Genomic DNA, 24,319 nt, shown 5'->3' on the forward strand with positions numbered 1-24,319 from the left:
GAACTTCGCAGGCAATCGCCTAGCGCATTTTCGCCTTAGCACCAGCGCTAGCGGCCGTTTTACGGGGCTTTCGTTTGCGGAAATTCTTCGGCTTGCCGCCACCCTCCAGCCCCCTGAACGCCGCCGGGTCTACTTGGCTAATCAGCACGGGCAGCGAGGCCTCCAGCTCGGCCATAAAGTCCTGATAACCGGCCTGCTTGCGGCTGATGGCATCGAGCACCGCCTCCCAGCGGGCGGTCATGTCCGGGGTGGTGGCCGACTCGGGCAGACTGGCGATCAGCTTGGTTCCCGCTTCGGTGGCCCGGATCTGCTTGCCCTCCCGCTTCAGGAAGCCACGATTGAACAGCAACTCGATAATGCCGGCGCGGGTCGCCTCTGTGCCCAGGCCATCGGTGTCGCGCAGTATCTTCTTGAGCTCACCGTCGGTGACATAGCGGGCAATATTGGTCATGGCCGCCAGCAGGGTAGCATCGGTAAAATGCTTGGGCGGCTGGGTCAGCTTATCGAGTAATTCGCCCTCGAGGCACAACAAGGCATCACCCACCGCAAGCGTGGGTAACGTCGGCTGTAACTCGGGGTCTTCATCTTCTTTTTTACCCGGCTGGGCAAACAGGGCCTTCCAGCCTTGCTTCATTTGCTGGCGGGAGCGAGCGATAAAGCGGCCACCGGCGATGTCGACATCCAGCTGCTTGTCAGCATATTCCCAGGGCGGATAGAACTGGACCAGATACTGACGGGCAATCAACTGATACACGTTTTGCTCGGCTCCGGACAGCTTGCCGCCGTCCATCGCTCGGGCGGTAGGAATAATGGCGTGGTGCGCTTCGACTTTCTTGTCGTTCCAGGCCTTGCTGCGCAGGCTTAACTTCGCCTCGGCCACCGCCGGCGCCAGCTCGGGGCAGGTTTGGGCCAGGGCCCCGGTGACCGCTGCGGCCTGATGATAATGATCTTCCGGCAGATAGCGGCAGTCGGAGCGGGGATAGGTGATCAGCTTGTGCCGTTCATACAGGGTCTGACAAACATCCAGCACCTGCTTGGCGCTGAGCCCGAAGCGACGGGCGGCGTCAATCTGCAAGGTCGACAGATTGTAAGGCAGGGGCGGCGCCTGACGGCGCTGCTTGCGTTCGGCTCCGACTACCCGCCCCGACTGACCCTGAATGCGTTTGATGACGTTTTCTGCCAACGCCCGGGAAAGCACCCGACCTTCTTCATCCTGCCAAGGCTGACAGGCATCACTGGGCTGCCATTTGGCCTTGAATCTCTCACCGTCGTCGGTCTGCAACAAGGCCTGTACTTCGTAATAGGGTTTGACGGTGAAGGAGCCAATGTCCTGATCCCGGCGCACCACCAGGCCCAGTAGCGGGGTCTGCACCCGCCCGACCGACAGCACCCCCTGATAACCCATTTTCTGACCCTGAATGGTACAGAGTCGACTCATGTTGATGCCATAAAGCCAGTCGGCCCGGGAGCGCGCCAGCGCCGACACCGACAGCGGCACAAAGTCCCGGTTGGGCCGCAGCGCCGCCAGCGCCTTCCTGACCGCAGCCGGGTTAAGGTCGCTGATCAGGCAGCGTTGCACCTTTTCCCGCCGGGCGGCGGACACCCCGCAGAAGCTGATCACCTCATCTACCAGCAACTGGCCCTCGCGATCCGGATCGCCAACATGAACGATGTCGTTCGCCTGTTTCAGGAGCTTTTTCAGCACCGTCAGCTGGCTGCGGGTCTTTGGCTTGGCTTCGAGCTTCCACTCGCGGGGGATGATCGGCAGGTGTTCCAGCCGCCATTGCTTGAATGCCGGATCATAGGCGTCGGGCTGGGCCTGCTCCAGCAGATGACCAATGCACCAGCTGACCACGTCACCGTTGCCCACACGAATAAAACCATCTCCCTTCTGATGGGGTTTGGGCAACACCTCGGCCAGGGCGCGGCCAAGGCTGGGTTTTTCGGCAATATAGAGGATCATAGGGGGCACTTGTTGCTGCATCTGGCTACTGTATATGAATACAGGTTAGCAGCAGGGCGGGGCCGACTTCAATAATCGTCCTGCAGCAAAAAGTCGTCCATGGCTTCCACCAGATAAATCCAGTCATCTTCCACCACAGGGGTCACCGGGTCTTCTTCACCCTCGCCGTACTCTTCCCAGTAATAGGCGCGTAGCGCCAGGGCAAAGTCGCCGTAGTCTTCGGCCAGGGCAGAAAGCGGGCCAAACCAGAGGATGCGGGTCAGGCCACTGGTGAGATCGTTGAGGTATTCCACCAGGGTTTCCGGCTCTGGATATTGCTCCATCAGCAATTCGAACCGCTCCCGGGCCGCCGAGGTTTGCTCCTTGTCCAGCTCACCCAGTTCTGCCACATGATCCAGGTAATCACTGAGCAGATACTCGCGGGCATGATCTTCGTCGCTCAGCCACTGGCAACGGGTCTCCTTGCGGCTGATCACCGATAACGCCACGCCCTCGTCGAGAAAACACAATCCCCATAACCGGTTATCCATTCAATACTCCGCTGCTTGCCCGTAAAGCCGCCAGTTTAACCGATAGCCGGCAAAGATGTGAGGGGTGAGGTGAAGGGCGCCTACAGGCAACGCCCGGAGCTTCAAGGAGGACCAAGGGATCTGCTTTACCGACCATCACATGACAGGGCCAACAAAAGCTCCTGCAATGCTGGCACTCCCGCCGTCCCTGGCGGTCGGATGTCATGTGCTGAGCGCCACAGGGAGGTGCTTGAACGAGTCGGAGAAGCGGGCCCTTTGTCCGGGATTGATATCGCAGTCAAAAAGATCGAATGTGTAATATGATGGATATCACCCCACTCTCTTCGCTTTCAGCCTGGTGCGCCACCAGCGGCTCAGCTTGTCACGCCGCCACCACAACAGACTCAGACTGAGTGCCAGATAGATGGCCGGCTCAATCCAGCCGGACTTCACGCCCCACCAGAAGTGTATCGGTATCAGCAGGGCCGGCAGATAAACCCAGTTGTGCAGCCGCTGCCAGCGAGAGCCGAGCCGGCGCTGCCAGCCCCGGGTAGAGGTAACCGCCAGCAGCAGCAGCACCAGCCAGGACACCATCCCTAAGGTAATAAAGCCGCGCTTGACGATCTCCTCGCCAATCTGGCCCCAGGCCAGCTGTAAGTCGAGCAGCAGCCACACCAGCAGGTGCAGGCTGGCATAGGCGAAGCACCAGAGCCCCAACAAGCGGCGCACCTTGATCAGGGCGCCGCTTTTCAGTTTTTTGGCCAGGGGGGAAATACAGAGCGTCAGCAGCAAGAGCCGCAGTGCCCAGTCACCGAGAAACTGCAGCAGCTCGGGAATGGGGTCGGCGCTGAAGCGCCCGACCTCGAAGGCCCAGGGCAGCCACAGCAGCGGCAGCACGGCCGCCACATGCAGCAGTGCCTTCAGCCCGGTTACCCCTTTGGGGGACATCATCAGTAAAACTTCCTCAAGTCCATGCCCCGGTAGAGGCTGGCGACTTCGTCTTCATAGCCGTTGAACATCAGGGTCGGCTGGCGCTCACTGCCGAACAGGCCACCTTCGGCGATGACCCGCTCGCTGGCCTGGCTCCAACGGGGATGATCCACCTCTGGATTCACGTTGGCATAAAAGCCATATTCGTAAGAGGCCAGCTGATTCCAGGTGGTGGGCGGCTGCCGGTCAGTCAGGTGGATGCGAACGATGGACTTGATGCCCTTGAAGCCGTACTTCCAGGGCACTACCAGTCTTATCGGCGCCCCGTTCTGGGGCGGCAGCGTCTTGCCGTACATCCCTACCGCCAGCATGGCCAGCGGGTTCATGGCTTCGTCCAGTCGCAGCCCTTCCACATAGGGGTAATCGATACCGCCGCCGGTAAAGCGCGAGGCCTGGCCGCGCATCTGTTCCGGATCGTAGAGAGTTTCGAAAGCCACATATTTGGCCTTGGAGGTCGGCCCGGCCGCCTTGATGATGTCCGCCAGGGGCACCCCCAGCCAGGGAATGACCATGGACCAAGCCTCGACACAGCGATGACGATAGATACGCTCTTCGAGTTGCTGTTTTTCCATCCATTCCCATACATCCAGAGTCTGGGGCCGGTCGACTTCTCCCGAGATGGTCAGGGTCCAGGGCTGGGTCTTGAACTGCTGCGCATAACGAACCGGATCCGACTTGTCGGCGCCAAACTCGTAGAAGTTGTTATAGCTGGTTGCTACCCGCTCGGCCGTTTGCGGTATGGCCAGCCGATAGGCGTCGGGCCGTTCGAAGGTCAGGGGCGTGGTGGTGGCCACGCCAGCACTGGGCGCGGATTCCTTGTCACCCAGCAGGGAACCGAGAAAGCCGGCGCTGGCCGGCCCACTCAGCGCCGCCGCCCCAAGGCCTAACCCCAGGCCTCGCAGTATCTGCCGGCGCTGACGGTAAATGGGTTCGGGGGTAACCTGATTTTCACTCAGTTCCGATTTTTTCTTGTTGTTAATCCGCATAAGAGGTCCGTTGTGTTTGTCTGATTGCATACCAAGAGTTGCATACAAAGAGCGTTACCCGCGCGGAAAAATTTCACCCCTTACCTTTTTCCTTGTAGATGCCCGCCTCGATGCCGTGCCGGTTAAGCAGCTTGTAGAAGTCGGTTCGGTTGCGTCCGGCAAGCGCTGCCGCCTGGCTGACATTGCCTTCTGTCATGCGCAGTATCTTGTGCAGGTACAGCCGTTCAAACTCGGCCCTGGCCTCGTTGAAGGTGGGAAACTGCTCGCCGCTGCCCGCCAGTATGCCTTCGAGCAGCTGCGGGCCAATCACCGGGGCCGAGGCCAGCGCCACCGCCTGCTCCACCACATTCAGCAATTGCTGCACATTACCCGGCCAGCTGGCCGCCGCCAGCATCGACAGCGCCTCGGGGGAAAACCCTGTCACCTGGGTCTGCTGACGCTGCCTGAGATTGTCCAGCGCATGACGCGCCAGCAGCGGAATATCTTCGGGCCGCTGCTGTAACGCAGGCAGGTTCAGGTTTACCACGTTGAGTCGATAAAACAAGTCTTCCCGAAAGGCCCCCTGCTCCATGGCGGAAACAAGATCCCGGTTGGTAGAAGACAAGACCCGCACATCAGTTTCTATGCTGCGGGTGGCCCCCAGCGGTCGTACCTTCTGCTGCTCCAGTGCCCGCAATAGCTTTATCTGCAGCGAAGACGACAGTTCGCCGACCTCTTCCAGCAGCAGGGTACCGCCCCGCGCGGCGAGAAAGACGCCCGGATGATCGGACACGGCGCCGTCGAAGGCGCCTTTGACATGGCCGAACAGCTCCGATTCCAGCAGTTGCTCCGTCATGGCGCCGCAATTGAGGGAAATAAAGGGATAATCCCGCCTCGGGCTGGCATCGTGCAGCGCCTGGGCCATCAAGGCCTTGCCCGAGCCGGAAGGTCCGGTCAGCATCACGCTGATATCCAGCGGTGCCATGCGCCGGGCCTGCTCCAGCAACGCCACCATGGCCGGGCTGCGGGTCATGATTTTTTGCTGCCAGTCGTCTTCCATCGCCGGCAACGACACCGCCAGGGCTTCGTTGATGGTCTTGCGCAAGGCTTCCTTGTCGATAGGCTTGGTCAGAAAGCCGAACACACCGGAACGCGTAGCGCTGACTGCGTCGGTAATGGAGCCGTGGGCGGTCATGATCACCACCGGCAGCCCCACATGCTGGCGCTGAATCCGGTCGAACAAAGCCAGACCATCCATGCCATCCATACGCAGATCGCTCAACACCAGATCCGGCCTTTCCTGCTCCAGCCACTCCAGCGCCTCGGCGCCGCTGGCGGCCGTGTTCACCTCGAAGCCTTCGCTTTTCAGGCGCAGACCCAATAGCTTCAGCAGGCTGACGTCGTCATCCACCAGCAGTATTCGGGCTTTACGCTTCATGGCGTCTACTCTCGGAATTTACGTTCGTTGATCTGCTCATCGATGCTGGCCAGCTCCTTCAGTTTGCGCGTCAGGGTGTCGACCTGCTGCTGGCGTTCGGCCAGCTGCCGTTGCTGGTTCAGCAGTTCCTGATTATAGCCCTGATAGGCACCAAAAAATTGCTGCACCCGGGTGTTCACCGCCGGCAGGTGCTGTTTGAACAGCTGCTGGGCCTGCTGCCGCTGGCTGATACTGGCCCGCGGATGGCTTAACCACAAGGCCAGTTTCAGCTCCTTGTTGGCGGACTCACTGTTGGCAGACATTTGCTGCCACTTCTGTACCTGTTGCTGACGCTCGGCTTCGCTGCTGTGCATCATATCGGCCGACAGCTGCAACCAGTCATTGAGCTCCTGATTGTCGGAAGCCGGACTCCAGATGGGATCTGCCTGCTGCTGATAAGGCAGCGAAAACGGCAATGAACAGCCAGTCAACATCAAGGCCAGCACACCGCAATACAACGCTCTATTCATCTTTTATCCCTTTGTTATTATCTCTTGGCAGACTCAGCTCAAAACAAACCAGCTCTGCCACGCTTGTATTCAATATCAGGCGCCCGCCCATGCTGACGGCGGCCTCCCGCGCGATACTCAGCCCGATACCGGAGCCTTTCAGCACCCCCTTGCGCACCTGGCTACCCTGCACGAAGGGTTCGAAAATGCGCTCTCTGTCCCGCTCCGGTATCGGCTGACCGGTGTTCGCCACCGTCAGCACGTAATCTTCTGCCTCGGAGTGGGCTTCCACCCTGATCTCGCCGCCGACGTCGGCGTAATTGACCGCATTGGAGATCAGATTATCCAACACCAGCTTGAGTCGATGCCCATCGGCCAGCGGACATGCATTATCCAGCGTCAGGCTTACCTCTAACCTCTTGTTTTCGATGGTCAGCCGATGGGCCTCCAGGCTTTGCTTCAGCAGTGGTAACACCACTACCGGCTCCTGATAGACCTGCACCTGCTGAATGCGGTTGTAATCGAGCAGTTGCTCGATCAGGCCCTGCAGGCGAAAGCTGTTATGTACCAGCAGCTCGCAGATTTCTTCCTGATCGGCGGTCAGCGGACCCGTCACCTGTTCCAGCAACAGGTCGGCTCCTTCCCTAAGGCTTGCCAGCGGCGTTTTCAGCTCGTGGGAAAGGTGACGCAAAAATTGCAGCTTCTGTGCTTCAAGCTCGCGTAACCGCTGATGCAGCCACTGCAGCTTGTCGCCCAGCGCCACCAGCTCCGCCGGGCCCCGTATCGGTTTTTCGTCCGGCTCGACTCCGGCACCCAGGCTAAGAATTCGCCGCTCCAGCTGTCGAACCGGACGAATGATGAGGTAGGTAAACAGCAGTACCAATAACAGGCTGGCGCCCCCCAGGGCCGCGCTCAGCATCCAGAGTTGCTGCCGCACCTGAATAACATGTTCCCGCAGCTGCCGAATGCGTCCGTCAATCTGTGCCCGGGTCAACTGATCCAGCGCCAGGGTGTCGCTGTTGAAGGCGTTAAACATCTCCACTCGCTCACGAATCTGTTCACCACTGGCCTGGGCCAGATCCACCAGATAGACCAGCTGTTGCTGCAAGGAGGCGCCCAGGTCGCCGCCGTCTATCCCCAGCAACAGCTGATCCAGCTCCAGACGATAGCGTTCCAGCAACCGCAGATAGGAGTGACGTAATTCCGGATTTCCCAATACCGCATAGCGACGGATGGCACGCTCCATCTCGAGGGCAAGATCGTTCATATCCGAGGCACGCCGGGTATCGATGACAGCGCTTTCAATCCCGTCCTGCGCCAGCAGGTTGACCCTGTCCAGGCTGCGGCCGTTCTGGATGACCAGCAGGATCAGAGGTAGCAATACCAGGGTAAAGGCGATCAATACCAGTCGCAGCAAAGAGCGGGGGGCAAACCCCCTGACCGCGTTAGACATTATTCATACACTCAATCGGTTATTAGGGTCTGTTGACCTTTCGAGATGATTTTTACAGCAGTTTGTGGGGTCTTGATACAAGGCAACGCTTATGCCATGTAGTCATTCTACATAAATGAGCGATAACGCAGTAGCAAGACCCCACAAACGCTGCCCTGCTGGTTCGGCTAAACGCGTTTTTCTCTTTGTTGAGAGGGCATTGCTTAGAATGACTAGGCTACCCTCCTCTCGCCGCGATAAAAACGCGTTTAACTCGAACAAAATTTCACCGCGAAAGGTCAACAGACCCTAGCAACGCAGAATAACAAAAATGCCTGAAAACGCAGACTACAGAAACAAAAACGGTCACCCGAAGCGTATCGTGCGCGCCAGCTCCTGGCCGTAAAGCCGCCGCTGCTATCGCAACGGCAGGGCCCTGACTATCAATCGTTCAGTCTGTACCTATTGGCTTACCGGGCGTAACAATGCCACACTTGGTTTATGAGTAATGGAAGGAGAGTTGCGATGGCAACAGTAAGCGAAATTATGCGGCACAGCCTGCCGTTACTGAGGGCCGAGATGTCGATCACCGAGGCGCTGGATAAACTGCTGGCGTCCGAGTTGAGTGGTTTGCCGGTAGTAGACTCTCAGCGGCAGATTATCGGCTTTCTGTCTGAGCAGGACTGCATCCCCAAGTTAATTAACGCCAGTTACCACTGCGATAACAGGGTCACGGTCAATGACCTGATGCGCAAGGATCCGTTGACGGTCACTCCAGATGCCGATGTATTCGAGCTGGCTCGCACCATGGGCGGCGCCAAACCCAAACTTTATCCGGTAGTAGAGGAGAGTAAAGTCATCGGTATCGTGACCCGCCATCAGGTAATGATTTTTCTCAACAAGCAGCTGCAAAACTGCTCTATCAGTTACTGATAACAATTTTCATAACGTAAAACGGGAACCCGAGGGTTCCCGTTTTTACATTTCTGCGCCGCCGATTACAGCAAGCCGTCGACCGATTCGCTCAGTTCGGCAGGCCACACACCACACTGTACTTGACCGATATGCGACAGTTGCAGCAGCAGCATGGCGAGGCGCGACTGACCGATACCGCCGCCGATGGTCTGGGGCAGCTCACCGGCCAGCAGGGCCTGGTGCCATTCCTGACCGGCTCTGTCTTCATGACCGGTCAGCGCCAGCTGACGGCGCAGCGCTTCCTGATCGACCCGGATACCCATGGAGGAGATCTCGAATGCGTCTTCCAGCACCGGGTTCCACACCAGAATGTCTCCGTTCAGGCCAGCCAGGCCGTCTTTACCTGCACTGGACCAGTCGTCGTAATCCGGTGCACGCACATCGTGAATGTCGCCGTGGCTGAGCTTGCCGCCGATGCCGACCAGGAACACGGCGCCCAGCTCTTTGGCGATGGCGCGCTCTCGGCCCTTGGCGTCCAAATCCGGATAACGAGTCAGCAGCTCTTCTGCGTGCAGAATCTGGATCTGCTCGGGCAGGAAGGACGTCAGGCCGAATTCGGCAGCGGCGGCCTGTTCGGTCCGCTTGATGGCGCCATAGATGCGGTTAACGGTACCGACCAAAAAGTCTGCATCCCGATCCTGTGCCGACATCACCTGCTCCCAGTCCCACTGATCCACATAGACGGAATGGATGGGGCTAAGGCGGTCTTCGTCCGGGCGCAGAGCCTTCATGTGGGTGTAGATACCTTCACCCGCTTCGAAGCCGAACCGACCCAGGGTGTGACGCTTCCACTTGGCCAGGGAATGCACCACTTCGAAGGAGGCGGCGGGAATGGCCTTGACCTTTACCTGTACCGCTTTTTCGGAGCCGGACAGGTTGTCTTGCATACCGTCACCCAGGCGGCTGAGAATGGGGGCCTGCACTTCCAGCAGATTGAGTTGCTGCGCCAGTTGACCGGAGAAATACTCCTTCACAAAACGGATCTGGCGTTGGCGTTCAATATAGGATTGCTTCATCTCATTCACCTGAGGTTGCTGATTGGTTTTGATGAATACTCAGGGAATATCATCTTAAATTCAACATTGAATGGCAAAAACTCAATACTTAATTTAAATTCATCAAAATACCGCCTTATTTTTGCAGGATATTCAAAATACCATGGAAAAAAGCGACCTTCATTATCGAATCGACAATCTGGATAAATCCATTCTGATGGCGTTGATGGAAAATGCCCGGGTGCCCTATGCCGAGCTGGCCAAGCGTTTCTCGGTCAGCCCCGGCACCATTCATGTACGGGTAGAAAAGATGAAACAGGCGGGCATCATCGAAGGCACAAGGGTCCAGGTGAACCCTAAAAAGCTAGGTTACGACGTCTGTTGTTTTATCGGCATCATACTGAAAAGCGCCCGGGATTATCCCCAGGCGCTGGCCAAGCTGGAACAGCTCGAAGAAGTGGTCGAGGCCTACTACACCACCGGCCACTACAACATCTTCATCAAGGTGATGACCCGCTCCATCGACGAACTGCAACAAGTATTGATCCACCGCTTGCAGCCCATCGACGAAATTCAGTCCACCGAAACGCTGATCTCCCTGCAACAGCCGATAGACAGGGATGTGACGCCTTAAAGCGGTGAATACATCGAGGTGTCTGTAGACGTTGCCAACAGGCAACTCCCTGGCATCAGGGAGGATGAAGGGATCTGCTCCGCCGACCCTCCGCGCCAAGGATGGCGCGGCGGAGCCTACATGGAGGTATTCACGGCGTGTCGGAGGAACAGGCCATTTATCCGACCTTTACAGAGCCACCAAATAGAGCAGTTATTTAATCTGTTTGATATCAGTTCAGCTTGTTCAGGGTCTCTTGCATCTGCTTCAGGCGCAGCTGCTTCAGCTTGCTGTCGGCGGCAATTTTCTCCTGAGTGGCGGCTTTCAGCTCCGCATTTTCTATCTTGCCCGCCTTGTGCTCGGCCATCAGCTTGTGCAGCAACATCTGCTGCTCCATGGCCGCCAGACCGGCCTTGCGGCTGGTCAGAAACTGCGCCTTCAGCTCGGGACTATCCAGCTTTTCCAGCTTTTTGTTCAGGTGCTGCTCGAAACGGGCCGGGTCCATCATCTTGCCGCCCATCATGCCATGATGACCTTGGCCGTGATGGCGCTGACCGTGATGCCCCCGCTCTTTCATGCCCCAGTGTGCTTTCATACCCTTGTACTCTCCCTCGCAGCCCTCTTTCATGTGCGCTTTGCGCGCCTCCTGAGCTCCGGACTGGCCGTCGGCTTCGTGATGCGCGGCGCTCACCAGAGCGGGAACCGTCAGCAGGGTGGCGGCGAGTAACAGGGTGCTGTATTTGGCTTTCATCATAATGACCTCTAATCAGTGGTGGTTTCATCATCAATTAAAGCAGCCCCCTGTCAGCCAACTGTGTCACTCAGCGGCTTTTTTGTCACAGAGTGTGACACCTTTGCTCACTGCCATACTTTGACATTATTTCCCGGGCCGAGGCGCTTATACTGGCCCGGTAACAACGAGAGGGCGACTAATGAGCAGCAAAGGCAGGCAATTACTGGTGGTGGACGATCACGGAGAAATCCGTGATTTGTTGAAACGCTTTCTGGAACAGCACGGCTATCGGGTACAGGGCGTGCGTGACGGCCAGGAAATGCGCCAGCACCTGAGCCGCCAGAGCCCGGACCTGATCATTCTGGATCTGATGCTGCCCGGTGACGATGGCCTGACCCTGTGCCGCGAATTACGCGTCCATGGCAACCAGGTACCCATCATCATGCTCACCGCCGTGGGTGAAGAGACCGACCGCATCGTCGGGCTCGAAATGGGGGCCGACGACTACCTGCCCAAACCCTTCAACCCACGCGAACTGCTGGCCCGCATAAAGGCGGTATTGCGCCGGCAACCCGAGCCGGGCCTGACGCCGCCGGCCGATGAGCCAAAACACATCCACTTCGCGCACTGGACCCTGGATCTGGCCCGCCGCGAGCTGCTCGACGACAAGGGGGTGACCATCAGCCTGAGCACCGCCGAGTTCGACCTGCTGCGGGTCTTCACCCAACACCCCAACCGGGTGCTGAGCCGGGATCAGCTGCTGGATCTGGCGCGGGGCCGAGAAGCCCAGGCCTTCGACCGCGCCATCGACACCCTGGTCAGCCGACTTCGGCGCAAGCTGGAGTCCGACTCCCGACATCCGCAGCTTATCAAGACCATCTGGGGCGGCGGCTACATGCTGGTGGCCGATATTCACCATGGGGATTAAACGGCTGCGTTACTGGCTGGGCAGCCTGACCGGCCAGGTTATACTGGTGGCGCTGGGCGTCCTGTTATTGATCCAGCTGGTGGGCATACAAATCTATCGCATGGAGCGGGAAGAAACCCTGGGCCTGGTCAATAGCCGTTTCACCCTGCAACGGCTGATTGCGGTGACCCGTCTGCTGAATCAATCGCCCCCCGGCCTGCACGCCGAAATTCTGCGCGCCAGCCGCAGCGAAACCCTGCATCTGCACCTGGGTGAAAGCGGCCCCGAGCCCGGTGATCGCAGCGGAAACTTCGAGCGCATAGTGCGGGGCAAGCTCGACTATCCCGACCGGCTTAACATTTATATCAGTGCCGAGTCCAGCCAGGGCCTGACCGACTGGGCACCACGGGAACATCGGCGACACCCACACCCGCCACGGCGCCCCGATATTCGCCTGCGGGGCGCAATCGAACTCGATGACGGCCGCTGGCTGAGCTTCACCTCGCTGAGCGATCGAGACGTACCCGGCTGGTCCGCCAGGGCCATACTGTCTTTCATTGTGCTCGCCGCCCTGCTCACCGGCCTGATGATCTGGCTGCTGCAACGCACCATCCGGCCCCTGAAAAAGCTGGCCCGTCAGGCCGAACGGCTGGGCCGGGGCGACAAGGCCGAGCCCATTACCGAAAGCGGGCCCAGTGAAATTCGCGACACCCTGTCGGCCTTTAACCGCATGCAGGACCGGCTCGATCGCTTCGTGTCCGATCGCACCCGCATGCTGGCGGCCATTTCGCACGACTTGCGCACCCCCATAACCACACTGCAGCTGCGTTGCGAATTTTTGCCCGAGGGTGAAGACAAACAGAAAATACAGCTGGGCCTGAAACGCATGGAGCAGATGCTGAATGCCACCCTGCAATTTGCCCGGGAAGATGGCCTGGCCGAGCCGGTACGGGATCTGGACCTGCCCAGCCTGCTGCAAAGCCTGTGTGACGATCTGCAGGACAACGGCCATCAGGTCTCGCTGGAAGAGCAGGCCCCCGTCATCTACCGGGGCCGCCCCACGGCCCTGCGCCGGGCGTTGCAGAACCTGCTCGACAACGGCGTCAAATACGGCGGCACGGTAGAAGTGCGACTGCAGGTCGAACCGAAACAGGTGCACATATCAATCCGCGACTTCGGCCCCGGCATTCCGGTTGCTCAACTAGAAGAGGTGTTCAAGCCCTTCACCCGGCTGGACTCGGCTCGCAATCTGGATGACGGCAGCATCGGCCTGGGGCTGGCCATCGCCCGCACCCTGATCCACCAGCATGGCGGTACACTCGTTCTGGACAATCATCCTGAGGGGGGTCTGCTGGTCAGCGTGCAGCTACCGCGTTAACGCCGACTTTACAGCCAGAATGAAAGTTCCTACATTGGACGGCCTCACTCCTACAAGGAAAGTATTCGATGAAAGACGAAACCCTGGCGGTCCATCACGGCTACACCACGGATCCCACCACCAAGTCGGTGGCCGTGCCTATCTATCAAACCGTGGCCTTCGAATTCGACAGCGCCCAGCACGGGGCCGATTTGTTCAACCTGGAAGTGCCGGGCAACATCTATTCCCGCATCATGAACCCGACCAACGACGTGCTGGAGCAGCGGGTGGCCGCGCTGGAAGGCGGCATCGCCGGATTGGTGGTCTCGGCCGGCAGCGCCGCCATCCATTACGCCATCCTCACCCTGGCCAAAAACGGCGACAACATCATCACCACGCCTCAGCTGTACGGCGGCACCTACACCCTGTTCGCCCACATGCTGCCGAGCCTGGGCATTGAAGTGCGCTTCGCCGAAGATGCCAGCCCAGAAGCCATCGCCAAACTGATCGATGCCAACACCAAGGCGGTGTTCTGCGAAAGCATCGGCAACCCGGCGGGCAACGTCGCCGATATCCAGGGACTGGCCGACGTGGCCCATGCCCAGGGCGTGCCGTTGGTGGTCGACAACACGGTCGCCACTCCCCTGCTGTGCAAGCCCATCGAGTTCGGTGCCGACATCGTCGTTCACTCGCTCACCAAGTACATTGGCGGCCACGGCAACTCTCTCGGTGGCATCATCGTCGACAGCGGCACCTTCCCCTGGGCCGAGAACAAGGAACGCTTCCCCCAGTTCAACGAACCCGAGCCGGCCTATCACGGCGTGGTCTACACCGAGGCCTTCGGCCCGGCCGCCTTTATCGCCCGCGCCCGCACCGTACCGCTGCGCAACACCGGCAGCGCCCTGGCGCCGCTCAACGCCTTCCTGCTGCTGCAGGGGCTGGAAACCCTACCGCTGCGTATGGAACGTCATGTAGAAAACACCTTCAAGGTGGCCAACTTCCTGAAAGATCATCCGCAGGTGGCCTGGGTCAATTATGCCGGCCTGCCGGAACATCCGGACTTTGAACGCGCCCAGCGTTTCATGAAAGGCAAACCTTCGGCCATTCTGTCGTTCGGTCTCAAGGGCGGCTACGAAGCCGGCGTGCATTTCTACGATGCGCTCGCGCTTATCAAGCGACTGGTAAATATCGGTGACGCCAAGTCACTGGCCTGCCACCCGGCCTCCACCACCCACCGTCAGATGAGTGAAGCCGAGCAGGCCCAGGCCGGCGTCAAGCCGGAGATGATCCGTTTGTCCATCGGCATAGAGCACAGCGACGACATCATCGCCGATCTGGAGCAGGCGCTGAAGGCCTGATCCCTTCCGCCCTCGCCTTATATGCAAAGAGCTAACTCCAGCAGCAAAGGAGTTAGCTCCCCGACTCGCCGTAAATCCCTCCCGATACGTCCAGCAACACATCAATGTCAGTTATTAATTTCGCTACTGGAACCATTAGCAAACCGATTATCAGTTGTTTGCCGGAAACTGCTAGCGTGATGCAATCCAATTAGCCGTCGGAAATATTGATGTCTCTCTTAGAACAACTGAATGAATGGCAGCCAGAAGCACAAGCCATTCGTCGTCGTATCCATCGTCATCCTGAGCTTGGCTTTGAAGAACGTAATACCCAGGCGCTGGTCGTAGAGCACCTGACCGCCTATGGGGTAGACGAGATTTGTACCGACTTTGCCGAAACGGCAGTAGTAGCGGTGATCCATGGCAACCAGGGGCCGGGTAAACGTATCGGTTTGCGTGCCGATATGGATGCCCTACCGATTGATGAAGAAAATACCTTCGAACACAAATCCGGCTGTGCCGGCAAGATGCACGCCTGTGGTCACGACGGCCACACTACCATGCTACTGATGGCGGCAAGATACCTTGCTCTGCACAAGGATTTCAAAGGTACTGCCGTCCTGTTCTTCCAGCCAGCGGAAGAAGGAGTGGGAGGTGCCGAACGGATGATAAATGAAGGCGTACTAGAGCGTTTCCCAGTGGATAGCTGCTTTGCTCTGCACAATATGCCTGGCATTCCTGCAGGCCAGTTTGCCTTCCGGGAAGGGCCCATCATGGCCAGTTCGGATCGGCTGTTTATTACCGTCAAGGGTGATAGCGGTCACGCCGGTCTACCCCACAAAACCCGGGATCCCTTGTTGGTGGCGACCCATATCTATCAGGGTATCCAGGCTCTGGTCAGCAGGACTTTTAGTCCGCTGGAGCCTGTCGTCATTTCGGTAACCCAAATCCACGGCGGTGAAACCACCAACGCCATCGCCGACGAGGCTCATATCAGCGGTACCTTCCGCACCCTGGCACATGATACCCGCAATAACGTCATCACCAGGCTGCAAACCCTGGTGCCTAATCTGGCCAAAGCCTTCGAAATGGAAGCTGAATTCCGACTCGGTCCTGTCAGCCATCCGCCTACCGTCAACACTCCCGCAGAAACTGCCATGGCGGTTCAAGCCGCTACTGCGGTAGCCGGTGAGGCCGGAGTAGATGGGGCTACCGAGCCACTGATGGGAAGCGAGGACTTCGCCTATTTCCTCGGCAAGGTGCCGGGCTGCTACGGCTTTATCGGCAACGGCAGCAACGACCCCGGCTGCAGCGTAGGGCTGCACAACAAACGATATGACTTTAACGATTTAATTATACCGGCGGGTGCGGCCTATTTCGTGACCCTGGTACACCAGATGGGATAACCCCGGAACGGCTCTCCAGAATCGGAGGGCCAATTCTGTTAATTCAAGAAAGGACTCCAGCAATGTCATCCATCGATACCGGGGCGGTTTCTCGCCCCTCCAACATGATCCAGCGGATCGAGCGCATCGGCGATAAACTGCCGCATCCCTTTTATCTGTTTATCTATCTGTGCGGCGCCGTCATGGTATTGTCGGCCCTGATTAACGCCATCGGCGGTAGTGTCATTCACCCGGGCAACGGCAACGAGATAATGGTGCGCAGTCTGCTAAGTGGTGAAGGACTGATCTACATCCTCCAGTCCATGGTCGACAATTTCGTGTCATTCAAGCCGCTCGGCCTGGTGCTGTGCATGATGCTGGCGGTGGGGCTGATGCAGGAAGTGGGTCTGGCCGAGGCGGCAATCAAGGCCTCTTTGCTTAATGCCCCACGCAAGTTTGTCACCGGCACCGTCTTTATGGTGGGTATCATTGGCAACCTTGCCTCGGATGCTGCCTTTATCCTGGTGCCGCCTCTGGCTGGTATTGTCTTTGCCGCGACCAACCGCAACCCCATAGTCGGCATTGCCGCCGGCTTCGTGGCAGTGGCCGCCGGTTTTACCGCTAATCTGTTTATCGCCGGTACCGATGTACTCTTGTCGGGTATATCCACCGAAGCTGCGGCCGTGGTGCAGGCGACAGAAGTATCTCCGGCCGCCAACTGGTACTTTATGCTGATCTCAGTTCCCTTACTGGTGATCGCGGGTACCTTGATTACCGATAAATATATCGAACCCCGCTTTGATTCTCTGCGTAGTCGTGAAGGCGCCGACATGGGGCAGAGCTACACCGTCTCAACCCAAGAAAAGCAGGCGCTGAAATGGACTCTGGCCGCCGCTGCCATCTACCTGGCGCTGTTCCTGCTGGTACTGCTGCCGTCCGGCTCTCCGCTGCGCAACGCCGATGGTGGACTGGTACCGTCGCCATTTCTGAGCGGTATCATCCCGGTGATCATGGGTTTCTTTATTCTCTGTGCCGTGGTGTTCGGCGTGAAGTCGGGGGCCATCAAGCAAGCTGACGATGTGCCGGAGTTGATGACCAGGGCATTGAAAAGTGTAGGCGGCTACATAGTCCTGGTATTTGTGATCGCCCAGTTTATCGGCTGGTTCAGCTGGTCTAATCTGGCCATCTATGTGGCAGTAAATGGGGCCGAATGGTTATCCGGGCTGCAGCTGCCCAATATCGTGATGCTGGCGCTGTTCATGGTGCTGGCCGGTGCCATGAACCTGATCGTATTCAGCGGTTCTGCCCAGTGGGCCATCATGGCGCCGGTATTTATACCGCTCTTTATGCTGCTGGGCGTAGACCCTGCCAATACCCAGATGGCCTACCGTATCGCGGATTCCACTACCAACATTATCTCGCCCACCAACCCTTATATCCCCATGGTGCTTGCGTTGATCGCCCGCTATAACCCCGAGGTACGCTTCGGTACCTTTCTGGCGATGATGTTGCCCTATGCCCTGTTGCTATTCACAATCTGGGGCGGCGCTTTCTTGCTGTACTTCATGCTGGGACTGCCAGTCGGGCCCATGTAATCACGCTACTGCTCCCGGTTGGCCCGGGAGCAGTACCAGCCCCAGCTTTACCGCCTGCCAACTCACCACCTGCTCCTGAATCTTGAGACAGAACTCGTCGATCAGCGGCCGCTGGGCATCCTTGCGTAGCAATAACCCCACCTGACGGTACTGGTAAGGCGCGCGGATGGGCAGAAAGCGGATGCCAGGCGTATTGTCGATGGCAAAAATGGTCGAAGACAGAATGGCCGAGCCCAGGCCACTGGAGATCATGCCCAACAGGGTGGATGTGTGGGAAGCATTGAACTCGGGATCATAGCTTAACCCGATACGATGAAAGGCCTCGTCGGCCAGGGTGCGTAAACTGTTCCCTGGGCTGACGCCGATACCTGCGTGCTCGTAAGCCTGCTCCCAACTGATTCTGTCGGCGTTTGCCAAGGGATGATCTTCGCGGCAAGCCAGACACAGATAATCTTGAAACAACGGGATAAAATGGAGTTCGGGATGATAGCTGGGGGTATTGATACCCACATCGGCCCGGCCTTCAAGCACAGAACGCGTGATGTCATCCACCTGCTCTTCGATCAGGCGGAAAGTGAAATCGTTATGTTGGCGTTTCATGCTGTTCAGCGTCATGGGAGCCAACGAGGCGGACAAGGTGTAGAGAGACGACACCACCAATGACTTATGAAAGCCGTGACTACGGTCGCGGTTATCCCGTAGCAGCTTATCCAACCGATTGACGATGACACGGGCCTCCCGATACAGTGCCTCACCGGCCTGAGTCAAGCTGAGTTCCCGTCCTTCCCGTATAAATAATTCACCTTCCAGTTGCTGCTCCAGCCGTTTCAGCATCTGGCTAAGAGCCGACTGGGTCAGGTGAACTCGCTCGGCGGCACGAGTAATATTGCGCTCTTCCACCAGGGTGATAAAAGCCTTGAGCTGACGGTAACTGATATCCATGAGGTGCAACTCCAAGCTCGATAAGGCATGCAACTATAACACGCCATAACCACGCTCAGTGGTCGAACAGAGCCGTCTGAACTTGGAGCTGGAGCAAGATAAAAGAGCCGTCATTATCCCGGGCAACCCTCTTCAGGGAAGATGCGAAAACAACAGGCCGGCTTCTCCATCTGGCCCTTTCAGCCTTCCTCGGCCATGCTTGGGGATATGCCTGAACAGGAGCCAGATATGTCTGTTAATCCGGAGTTGTCACCCCGTCGTCATTCCAGCCAGGCCAAGGATGAGCAGGCCCTGGTCACCGAACAATTACAGCACTTTGGCATAGATCCCGACAGCCCCTATGGGCGGAGTCTGGGCCAGGCTGTGCTTAACCTCAACCGCACCAATCAGGACATTCACGCGCTCTGGCAACTGACCGAGGACACCCTCGCCAGCCTGCCGCCCGAACAGCAGGTCAGCCGCTTCAACGCCAAGAAGTTTCTCTCCTTTCAGCTGGCCAAGGTGCTGGAAAACCTGCAAACCCCGTTTCGTCAGCAATGGCGCGGCCTGAACATGGATCTGGGCTCTCGGCTGGCCAAGGGTCCCTATCCGTTGTTTGATCGGGTGCCGGCGCTGTTTTCCGCCAATCCGGTGATCGTGCGCACCGCCACCTATATCTATGCCTGTACCGAATGGATAGACGACGCCTTTCAGGGCCGGGAGTCCAGCCATCCCATCTATACCCGGCTGCTCAATCCCACCTCACTGGCGCTGGCCAATACCATGGTCGAGCTGGAGGCGGGCCCCCACAGCGCCGACTATCTGGCCTGGAACTTCAATTCCGGCATGGCCGCCATCGATGCCCTGCTGGGCACGGTACTGGAGCGTGACGATGTGCTGCTGGTCAGCCGCAATGTCTATGGTGGCGTGCATCAGCTGTTGCAGGACTATTACGCCCGACCGCAGAAGCTGGGCGTCACTCTGGCCTGGTTTGACGGCACCACAGCCGATGAATTCCGCCAGGCCCTGCAACAGGCACTCACCAATAACCAAGAGGCACTGGACCGGGGCGCACGACTGCGGGTCTATATCGAGTCGCCCTGCAACCCCCATGGTTTTATGCTGGATGTACCCGCCATCAGCCGGCTCGGCCACGAGGCCGGCGCCCTGGTGATGCTGGACGCCACCCTGGCCACCCCTGTGCTGTTTCGTCCGCTGCAGCGTGCCGACAAGGCCGAACGACCGGATTTTGTCATCCACTCCTATACCAAGGATCTGAGCGGCACCGGCAGCACCACCGCCGGTGTGGTGATAGGCGAACAACCCCGCATGTTCCTGCCCAAGGGCGAGCCAGGCTGGGAGCAGACCCTGTTCTGGCAGGTGTATTACATCAAGGGGGCTTTTCTGGACGGCGACAAGGCCTATGAGGTGATGACGGGGCTGAAGACCCTGGAGCTGCGCATGCTGGCCAAGTGCATCAATACCCTGGTGTTTACCCGCTTTCTGGACTCCCACCCGCAGATCCGGGTGAACTCCCACGCCCTGGAGCAGCACCCCAATGCCGGGCTGCGCCGCCAATTGCTGGAACAGGGTCTGCCCAGCCCGCTGTTTACCTTCGATCTGGAGCCAGCGGCGTTACCTCGTGAAACCTTCGTACGCTTCTTTGATGCCCTGGAGCCGGCTTTCTCGCATATGGTCAGTCTGGGCCAGACCAACACCCTGGTGCTATGCCCGGCACTGACTTCCCATTCCGAGCTGGACGATGCCGCCCTGGCCGCCGCCGGTATCAGCCGCACCGGCATACGGGTGGCCATGGGCATAGAGCGGGTACGGGAGCTGATCGCCCATATCATCCTGGCCGCACGGCTGCATATAGATCCGGTCAGTCCCGGCTTCAGCCAACAGTTCATGGTCGCGGAACGAGTAGATGAGCTGGTCGAAACCACCACTATTGCCGTGCACAGGGCGCGCCTGACACGGCAGAGCAAGCTGGAGGAGCTGCTATAAGGTCTCGCTCAACCCCAGCGCCAGCTTGGCGGCCAGCAGCCACATCAGGGTGCCGATGGTGGCATCCATTACCTTCTGCACCAGAGGCCGGTTGAGCCAGTTGCTCATCCGTGCCGCCGCCAGGGCCAGGGTAAAAAACCAGATCAGCGAGGCGCTGAAACAACCGATGGCGAAGGCCCATTTTTCCCGTTCGGCAAAACCGCCGCCGACCGAGCCCAGTATCATCACGGTTTCGATATAGACCTGAGGATTGAGCAGGGTCACCGCCAGCACCCCGATGATCACCGCCTTCAGCCCCCGTTCACGCCCGCTCAGCGCCACCGCCTGCCCCTGCTGGAACACCCGACGCCAGCAATGAGCACCGTACAACAGCAAAAATGCCATGCCGGCCAGGCTGATGCCCCAATAAAGCAGGCCGTGAGACTGCAGAGCGGCACCACCACCGAACACGCCCAGGCTTATCAACAGCACATCGAACAGGCTGCAGATGGCCGCCACCAGGAGGTGATATTGCCGCCGCATCCCCTGATTGAGCACGAAGGCATTCTGCGCACCAATGGGAATAATCAACCCCGCCCCCAGCGTAAATCCCTGCACCCAGGGTAACCAGTACATCATTGCTTATGCTCGTCTTGTTGACTCGGATGGTGACCAGACTAGATAGCGGTTAGAGTTAAGTAAAACTAATAAAACTTCATCATCATAAGAATAATTAATAACTGGAAGCGTTAATGAGCGAACTGGACTACAAGCTGCTGGCCGCCCTCGACAAGGTGGTAAGCGAGCAAAGCTTCGAGCGGGCCGCCCGCCTGCTGCACCTGACCCAGTCGGCGGTGTCGCAACGCATCAAACAACTGGAGTTGCGACTGGCCCAGCCGCTGCTGGTACGCGGCCAGCCACCGCAGCCCACCGAGGCGGGTCGGCGATTGCTGGCTCATTATCGTCAGGTCAGCCAGCTGGAAAGCGCAGTCATGGCGGACTTGCTGCCGGACGCCCCCCAAAAACCGCTCACCGTGACCATAGTCACCAACGCCGACAGCCTGGCCACCTGGCTGATCCCGGCACTCACGCCCTTGCTGCATAGCCACCCCATAGAGCTCAACCTACTGATCGAAGACGAATCCCGCAGCCTGGAACGGCTGAAGCGCGGCGAGGCCTTCGGTGCCATCAGCCTGCACGCCGAGCCACTACCAGGCTGTCGCTGCGATGCCCTCGGCAAAATGGACTACATACTGGTGGCTACCCCCGAATTCCGGCAACGTTATTTTGCCGAGGGCCTGAGCCTGACCGCCCTGCAGCAGGCGCCGGCGGTGGCGTTCGATCAACGGGACGACATGCACGCCCGTTATATAGAGCGTCACTTCGGGTTACCGCCCGGGGGCTATCCCTGCCATGCGGTACGCTCTGCCGAAGCCTTCGTCGCCATCGCCCGCTCCGGGGCGGCCTATTGCCTGATCCCCCGGCTGATGATTGCCGACGATCTGGCCCAGAGCCGGCTGGTGGAGCTCTATCCCCAGGGCATGCTGATTCAGCCCCTGTACTGGCATCGCTGGCTGCTGGAACGAGGTATTCACAAGGACCTGTCCCGCCGCCTGATTGAATACGCCCGACAAGCGCTGCCACCGCTTGACCCTTGAGGTGCCTCCAGGGTTTAAACTCTGATCAGCCCTTTCAGACAAGGAGTAGATCATGGGATATGGCTGCCATCACACCGGCGTCAGGGCCGAACACACAGAACATCGACATGATCATCGATGCGCCCCCCGTATAGAGTCCGGCTGCGAGCAATTCGCAACGGCAGGCGTCGCCCAGCAGATAACCGTCGGTGACGACGGCCAGGGCCAGACTCATTACTGGCGCATCGGCGGCATGGACTGCCCCAGTTGTGCCGGCAAGATTGAAACGGCGGTGCGTCGGCTGCCCGGCGTGCTGAGCGCCGAGGTGCGCTTTGCCACCGAACGACTACAGGTGCAACTGACTCCCGAGGCGACCAGCGATGCCGTAGAAGAGGCCATCCGCGCCGCCGGCTTCACCCCTTTAGGCGAACAGAGCACCGGGCAAAGCACCGAACAGGCATCGACCGCCACTCCCGTCCCCTTGTGGCAAGAGTACGCATCGATACTGACCCTGCTGGCCCTGATGCTGGCCGCCGCTGCCGCCAGCCTGTTCGCACCCGGCGCCGCCCCGCCGCTGTTTACCCTGGCCACCCTCTGGGGTCTCTGGCCCATCGGCCGCAAGGCGCTGCAACTGGCTCGCAGTGGCTCGCCTTTTTCCATCGAGACCCTAATGACGGTCGCCGCCTTCGGCGCCCTGCTGCTCGGCGAAACGGCCGAGGCGGCCATGGTACTGCTGCTGTTCCTGATAGGAGAAAAGCTGGAAAGCCTGGCCGCGCATAAAGCCCGCAAGGGCGTAAAGGCACTGATGGCACTGGTCCCCGACCAGGCACTGCGTGTCACCGCCACCGGGCTGGAAGAAGTCACCGCCGCCAGCCTGCGGCCGGACGATGAAATAGAAGTGCATCCCGGCGGCCGTTTACCGGTCGACGGCGTACTGCTGACCGGGCTGGCGGCGTTTGATGAAAGCGCCGTCACCGGGGAGTCGCTACCGGTGGACCGGAGTCGGGGCGAGCGGCTTGCCGCCGGCAGCCTGCTGGTCGATGTGGCGGTGCGAGTACGGGTGACCTCCACCCCGGGCAACAACACCATAGACCGCATCCTGCACCTGATGGAGCAGGCCGAGTCCAACCGAGCCCCCATCGCCCGCTTTATCGAACGTTTCAGCCGCTGGTATACCCCGGCCATGATACTGGCTGCCGCCCTGGTGGCACTGGCGCCGCCCCTGCTGTTGGCCGCCGACTGGGCAACCTGGACCTACCGCGGCCTGGTGCTCTTGCTGATCGGTTGCCCCTGTGCCCTGGTTATCAGCACCCCGGCGGCGGTAACCTCGGCCCTGGCCAGCGCCAGCCGAATGGGCATTCTTATCAAGGGCGGCGCGGCACTCGAACAGCTGGGCAAGATAGACACCCTCGCCTTCGACAAGACCGGCACCCTGACCAAGGGTGAGCCCCAACTGCAAGAACTGATCATCTATCCGCCCTTCGAACGAAAACAGGTGCTGAGCCTGGCCGCCGGGCTGGAAGCCGGCTCGCATCATCCGCTGGCCAGGGCCCTGGTGGCCGCCGCCGGTGCTGAAGGAATAGCGCCTGAAACTCTGCTCCATAGACGCACTCTGCCCGGCGCCGGTATCGAAAGCGAGTGGCAGGGGCAGCCGCTGCTGATTTGTACCCCGGTCCACCTGACCACGACTCGGCCCACCGCCGAGCAGCAAGCCACTATCGACCGGCTGCGGGCAGAGGCTCATACCCTGGTGGTGTTGGTGGTCGGTAATCACATCGCCGCCCTGTTCGCCCTGAGTGACCCGCTACGCGATGATGCCAAAGCTGGCGTTGCCGCACTCCAGGCGCTGGGTATCCGGTGCCTGATGCTGACCGGCGATCACCAGACCGCCGCCGCCCACATCGCCGACACCCTCGGCATCGATTATCACGCCGAACTGAGCCCCCAGGACAAGCTGGAGCAACTGATAAATCTGGGTCGGACTCGTCAGCTGGCCATGGTCGGTGATGGTATCAACGATGCCCCGGCGCTCAAGCAGGCCAGCGTGGGCATCGCCATGGGCCAGGGTACAGATGTGGCGCTGGACAGCGCCG

21 protein-coding genes are annotated in these 24,319 nt (G+C 59.2%); 10 read left to right on the forward strand and 11 right to left on the reverse strand.

The genetic code is table 11. The features are described 5' to 3' along the window. Positions 1 to 19 precede the first annotated feature (19 nt). From UN63_RS09560 to UN63_RS09590, 7 genes are all read right to left on the reverse strand, one after another. On the reverse strand, positions 20 to 1,963 hold the full coding sequence (locus tag UN63_RS09560) for a DNA topoisomerase III (RefSeq protein WP_104486532.1): 1,944 nt from the start codon (positions 1,961 to 1,963) through the stop codon (positions 20 to 22). A gap of 68 nt (positions 1,964 to 2,031) precedes the next feature. Beyond that, on the reverse strand, positions 2,032 to 2,493 hold the full coding sequence (locus tag UN63_RS09565; protein ID WP_104486533.1) for a hypothetical protein: 462 nt from the start codon (positions 2,491 to 2,493) through the stop codon (positions 2,032 to 2,034). Positions 2,494 to 2,802: 309 nt separating this feature from the next. Continuing rightward, the gene (locus UN63_RS09570; protein ID WP_373294618.1) at positions 2,803 to 3,423 is read right to left on the reverse strand and encodes a protein-methionine-sulfoxide reductase heme-binding subunit MsrQ; all 621 of its coding nucleotides are present in this window, start codon (positions 3,421 to 3,423) and stop codon (positions 2,803 to 2,805) included. Continuing rightward, the gene (gene msrP, locus UN63_RS09575) at positions 3,423 to 4,448 is read right to left on the reverse strand and encodes a protein-methionine-sulfoxide reductase catalytic subunit MsrP (protein ID WP_104486535.1); all 1,026 of its coding nucleotides are present in this window, start codon (positions 4,446 to 4,448) and stop codon (positions 3,423 to 3,425) included. Before msrP ends, UN63_RS09570 begins: the two co-directional genes overlap by 1 nt. Positions 4,449 to 4,521: 73 nt before the next feature. Then, positions 4,522 to 5,865 carry a sigma 54-interacting transcriptional regulator gene (locus tag UN63_RS09580; RefSeq protein WP_104486536.1) on the reverse strand — a complete coding sequence of 448 codons (1,344 nt, stop codon included), beginning with the start codon at positions 5,863 to 5,865 and terminating at the stop codon, positions 4,522 to 4,524. A gap of 5 nt (positions 5,866 to 5,870) precedes the next feature. Then, positions 5,871 to 6,374, reverse strand: coding sequence for a hypothetical protein (locus UN63_RS09585; protein ID WP_104486537.1), 504 nt, complete (start codon positions 6,372 to 6,374; stop codon positions 5,871 to 5,873). Next, a complete protein-coding gene (locus UN63_RS09590) occupies positions 6,367 to 7,806 on the reverse strand; it encodes a sensor histidine kinase (RefSeq protein WP_104486538.1) in 1,440 nt (479 codons plus the stop codon). The genes UN63_RS09585 and UN63_RS09590 overlap by 8 nt, the downstream gene beginning before the upstream one ends. A gap of 504 nt (positions 7,807 to 8,310) precedes the next feature. Here UN63_RS09590 and UN63_RS09595 point away from each other — a divergent pair. Next, the gene (locus UN63_RS09595) at positions 8,311 to 8,718 is read left to right on the forward strand and encodes a CBS domain-containing protein (protein WP_104486539.1); all 408 of its coding nucleotides are present in this window, start codon (positions 8,311 to 8,313) and stop codon (positions 8,716 to 8,718) included. 65 nt (positions 8,719 to 8,783) lie between these two features. Here UN63_RS09595 and asnA read toward each other — a convergent pair whose 3' ends face one another. Continuing rightward, on the reverse strand, positions 8,784 to 9,776 hold the full coding sequence (asnA, locus tag UN63_RS09600) for an aspartate--ammonia ligase (RefSeq protein ID WP_104486540.1): 993 nt from the start codon (positions 9,774 to 9,776) through the stop codon (positions 8,784 to 8,786). 142 nt (positions 9,777 to 9,918) lie between these two features. Between asnA and asnC the strand changes: the two genes are divergently transcribed. Continuing rightward, positions 9,919 to 10,389 (forward strand): transcriptional regulator AsnC, encoded by a 471-nt coding sequence (gene asnC / locus UN63_RS09605; protein ID WP_104486541.1) that lies wholly within the window; start codon positions 9,919 to 9,921, stop codon positions 10,387 to 10,389. Positions 10,390 to 10,600: 211 nt separating this feature from the next. On the opposite strand, the gene UN63_RS09610 is transcribed toward asnC, so the two are convergent. Further along, the gene (locus UN63_RS09610) at positions 10,601 to 11,122 is read right to left on the reverse strand and encodes a hypothetical protein (RefSeq protein ID WP_104486542.1); all 522 of its coding nucleotides are present in this window, start codon (positions 11,120 to 11,122) and stop codon (positions 10,601 to 10,603) included. A gap of 178 nt (positions 11,123 to 11,300) precedes the next feature. Here UN63_RS09610 and UN63_RS09615 point away from each other — a divergent pair, with 178 nt between their 5' ends. The 5 genes from UN63_RS09615 to UN63_RS09635 all read left to right on the forward strand — a co-directional run bounded on the left by UN63_RS09615 (position 11,301) and on the right by UN63_RS09635 (position 17,682). Continuing rightward, positions 11,301 to 12,029 (forward strand): response regulator, encoded by a 729-nt coding sequence (locus tag UN63_RS09615; RefSeq protein ID WP_104486543.1) that lies wholly within the window; start codon positions 11,301 to 11,303, stop codon positions 12,027 to 12,029. Continuing rightward, positions 12,019 to 13,386: an ATP-binding protein gene (locus UN63_RS09620; RefSeq protein WP_104486544.1), complete on the forward strand. Its 1,368-nt coding sequence runs from the start codon at positions 12,019 to 12,021 to the stop codon at positions 13,384 to 13,386. The genes UN63_RS09615 and UN63_RS09620 overlap by 11 nt, the downstream gene beginning before the upstream one ends. A gap of 68 nt (positions 13,387 to 13,454) precedes the next feature. Further along, positions 13,455 to 14,723 carry an O-acetylhomoserine aminocarboxypropyltransferase/cysteine synthase family protein gene (locus tag UN63_RS09625; protein WP_104486545.1) on the forward strand — a complete coding sequence of 423 codons (1,269 nt, stop codon included), beginning with the start codon at positions 13,455 to 13,457 and terminating at the stop codon, positions 14,721 to 14,723. 209 nt (positions 14,724 to 14,932) lie between these two features. Then, a complete protein-coding gene (locus tag UN63_RS09630) occupies positions 14,933 to 16,108 on the forward strand; it encodes a M20 aminoacylase family protein (RefSeq protein WP_104486546.1) in 1,176 nt (391 codons plus the stop codon). A gap of 62 nt (positions 16,109 to 16,170) precedes the next feature. Beyond that, the gene (locus UN63_RS09635) at positions 16,171 to 17,682 is read left to right on the forward strand and encodes an AbgT family transporter (protein WP_104486547.1); all 1,512 of its coding nucleotides are present in this window, start codon (positions 16,171 to 16,173) and stop codon (positions 17,680 to 17,682) included. Here the strand turns inward: UN63_RS09635 and UN63_RS09640 are convergent, their stop codons facing one another. Next, complete coding sequence (locus UN63_RS09640; RefSeq protein ID WP_104486548.1) at positions 17,683 to 18,624, reverse strand: LysR family transcriptional regulator; 942 nt, start codon at positions 18,622 to 18,624, stop codon at positions 17,683 to 17,685. A 228-nt stretch (positions 18,625 to 18,852) separates the two neighbouring features. On the opposite strand from UN63_RS09640, the gene UN63_RS09645 reads away from it, so the two are divergent. Further along, positions 18,853 to 20,610 (forward strand): trans-sulfuration enzyme family protein, encoded by a 1,758-nt coding sequence (locus tag UN63_RS09645; RefSeq protein WP_219821109.1) that lies wholly within the window; start codon positions 18,853 to 18,855, stop codon positions 20,608 to 20,610. Here UN63_RS09645 and UN63_RS09650 read toward each other — a convergent pair. After that, entirely contained in the window at positions 20,605 to 21,228 is a 624-nt protein-coding gene (locus UN63_RS09650) for a LysE/ArgO family amino acid transporter (protein WP_104486549.1), read from the reverse strand. The two genes, UN63_RS09645 and UN63_RS09650, sit on opposite strands and share 6 nt — an antisense overlap. A gap of 113 nt (positions 21,229 to 21,341) precedes the next feature. Between UN63_RS09650 and UN63_RS09655 the strand changes: the two genes are divergently transcribed. Together UN63_RS09655 and UN63_RS09660 are read left to right on the forward strand one after the other, a co-directional pair. After that, a complete protein-coding gene (locus tag UN63_RS09655) occupies positions 21,342 to 22,247 on the forward strand; it encodes a LysR family transcriptional regulator ArgP (RefSeq protein ID WP_104486550.1) in 906 nt (301 codons plus the stop codon). Between the two features lie 52 nt (positions 22,248 to 22,299). Next, positions 22,300 to 24,319, forward strand: a 2,020-nt coding sequence (locus UN63_RS09660; RefSeq protein ID WP_104486551.1) for a heavy metal translocating P-type ATPase, incomplete at its 3' end; no start/stop codon positions are given.

Origin of the sequence: Oceanisphaera arctica (assembly GCF_002936955.1) — a bacterium.
GTDB lineage: Bacteria > Pseudomonadota > Gammaproteobacteria > Enterobacterales > Aeromonadaceae > Oceanimonas > Oceanimonas arctica.

What these genes read in the sequence shown, in the direction of transcription:
- UN63_RS09580 (WP_104486536.1), bottom strand. Translation starts at nt 5,865, where the DNA reads ATGAAGCGTAAAGCCCGAATACTGCTGGTGGATGACGACGTCAGCCTG.
- UN63_RS09645 (WP_219821109.1), top strand. Translation starts at nt 18,853, where the DNA reads ATGTCTGTTAATCCGGAGTTGTCACCCCGTCGTCATTCCAGCCAGGCC.
- UN63_RS09585 (WP_104486537.1), bottom strand. Translation starts at nt 6,374, where the DNA reads ATGAATAGAGCGTTGTATTGCGGTGTGCTGGCCTTGATGTTGACTGGC.
- UN63_RS09625 (WP_104486545.1), top strand. Translation starts at nt 13,455, where the DNA reads ATGAAAGACGAAACCCTGGCGGTCCATCACGGCTACACCACGGATCCC.
- UN63_RS09620 (WP_104486544.1), top strand. Translation starts at nt 12,019, where the DNA reads ATGGGGATTAAACGGCTGCGTTACTGGCTGGGCAGCCTGACCGGCCAG.
- UN63_RS09595 (WP_104486539.1), top strand. Translation starts at nt 8,311, where the DNA reads ATGGCAACAGTAAGCGAAATTATGCGGCACAGCCTGCCGTTACTGAGG.
- UN63_RS09650 (WP_104486549.1), bottom strand. Translation starts at nt 21,228, where the DNA reads ATGATGTACTGGTTACCCTGGGTGCAGGGATTTACGCTGGGGGCGGGG.
- asnA (WP_104486540.1), bottom strand. Translation starts at nt 9,776, where the DNA reads ATGAAGCAATCCTATATTGAACGCCAACGCCAGATCCGTTTTGTGAAG.
- UN63_RS09655 (WP_104486550.1), top strand. Translation starts at nt 21,342, where the DNA reads ATGAGCGAACTGGACTACAAGCTGCTGGCCGCCCTCGACAAGGTGGTA.
- UN63_RS09615 (WP_104486543.1), top strand. Translation starts at nt 11,301, where the DNA reads ATGAGCAGCAAAGGCAGGCAATTACTGGTGGTGGACGATCACGGAGAA.
- UN63_RS09560 (WP_104486532.1), bottom strand. Translation starts at nt 1,963, where the DNA reads ATGATCCTCTATATTGCCGAAAAACCCAGCCTTGGCCGCGCCCTGGCC.
- asnC (WP_104486541.1), top strand. Translation starts at nt 9,919, where the DNA reads ATGGAAAAAAGCGACCTTCATTATCGAATCGACAATCTGGATAAATCC.
- UN63_RS09630 (WP_104486546.1), top strand. Translation starts at nt 14,933, where the DNA reads ATGTCTCTCTTAGAACAACTGAATGAATGGCAGCCAGAAGCACAAGCC.
- UN63_RS09610 (WP_104486542.1), bottom strand. Translation starts at nt 11,122, where the DNA reads ATGATGAAAGCCAAATACAGCACCCTGTTACTCGCCGCCACCCTGCTG.
- UN63_RS09635 (WP_104486547.1), top strand. Translation starts at nt 16,171, where the DNA reads ATGTCATCCATCGATACCGGGGCGGTTTCTCGCCCCTCCAACATGATC.
- UN63_RS09640 (WP_104486548.1), bottom strand. Translation starts at nt 18,624, where the DNA reads ATGGATATCAGTTACCGTCAGCTCAAGGCTTTTATCACCCTGGTGGAA.
- UN63_RS09570 (WP_373294618.1), bottom strand. Translation starts at nt 3,423, where the DNA reads ATGATGTCCCCCAAAGGGGTAACCGGGCTGAAGGCACTGCTGCATGTG.
- msrP (WP_104486535.1), bottom strand. Translation starts at nt 4,448, where the DNA reads ATGCGGATTAACAACAAGAAAAAATCGGAACTGAGTGAAAATCAGGTT.
- UN63_RS09590 (WP_104486538.1), bottom strand. Translation starts at nt 7,806, where the DNA reads ATGTCTAACGCGGTCAGGGGGTTTGCCCCCCGCTCTTTGCTGCGACTG.
- UN63_RS09565 (WP_104486533.1), bottom strand. Translation starts at nt 2,493, where the DNA reads ATGGATAACCGGTTATGGGGATTGTGTTTTCTCGACGAGGGCGTGGCG.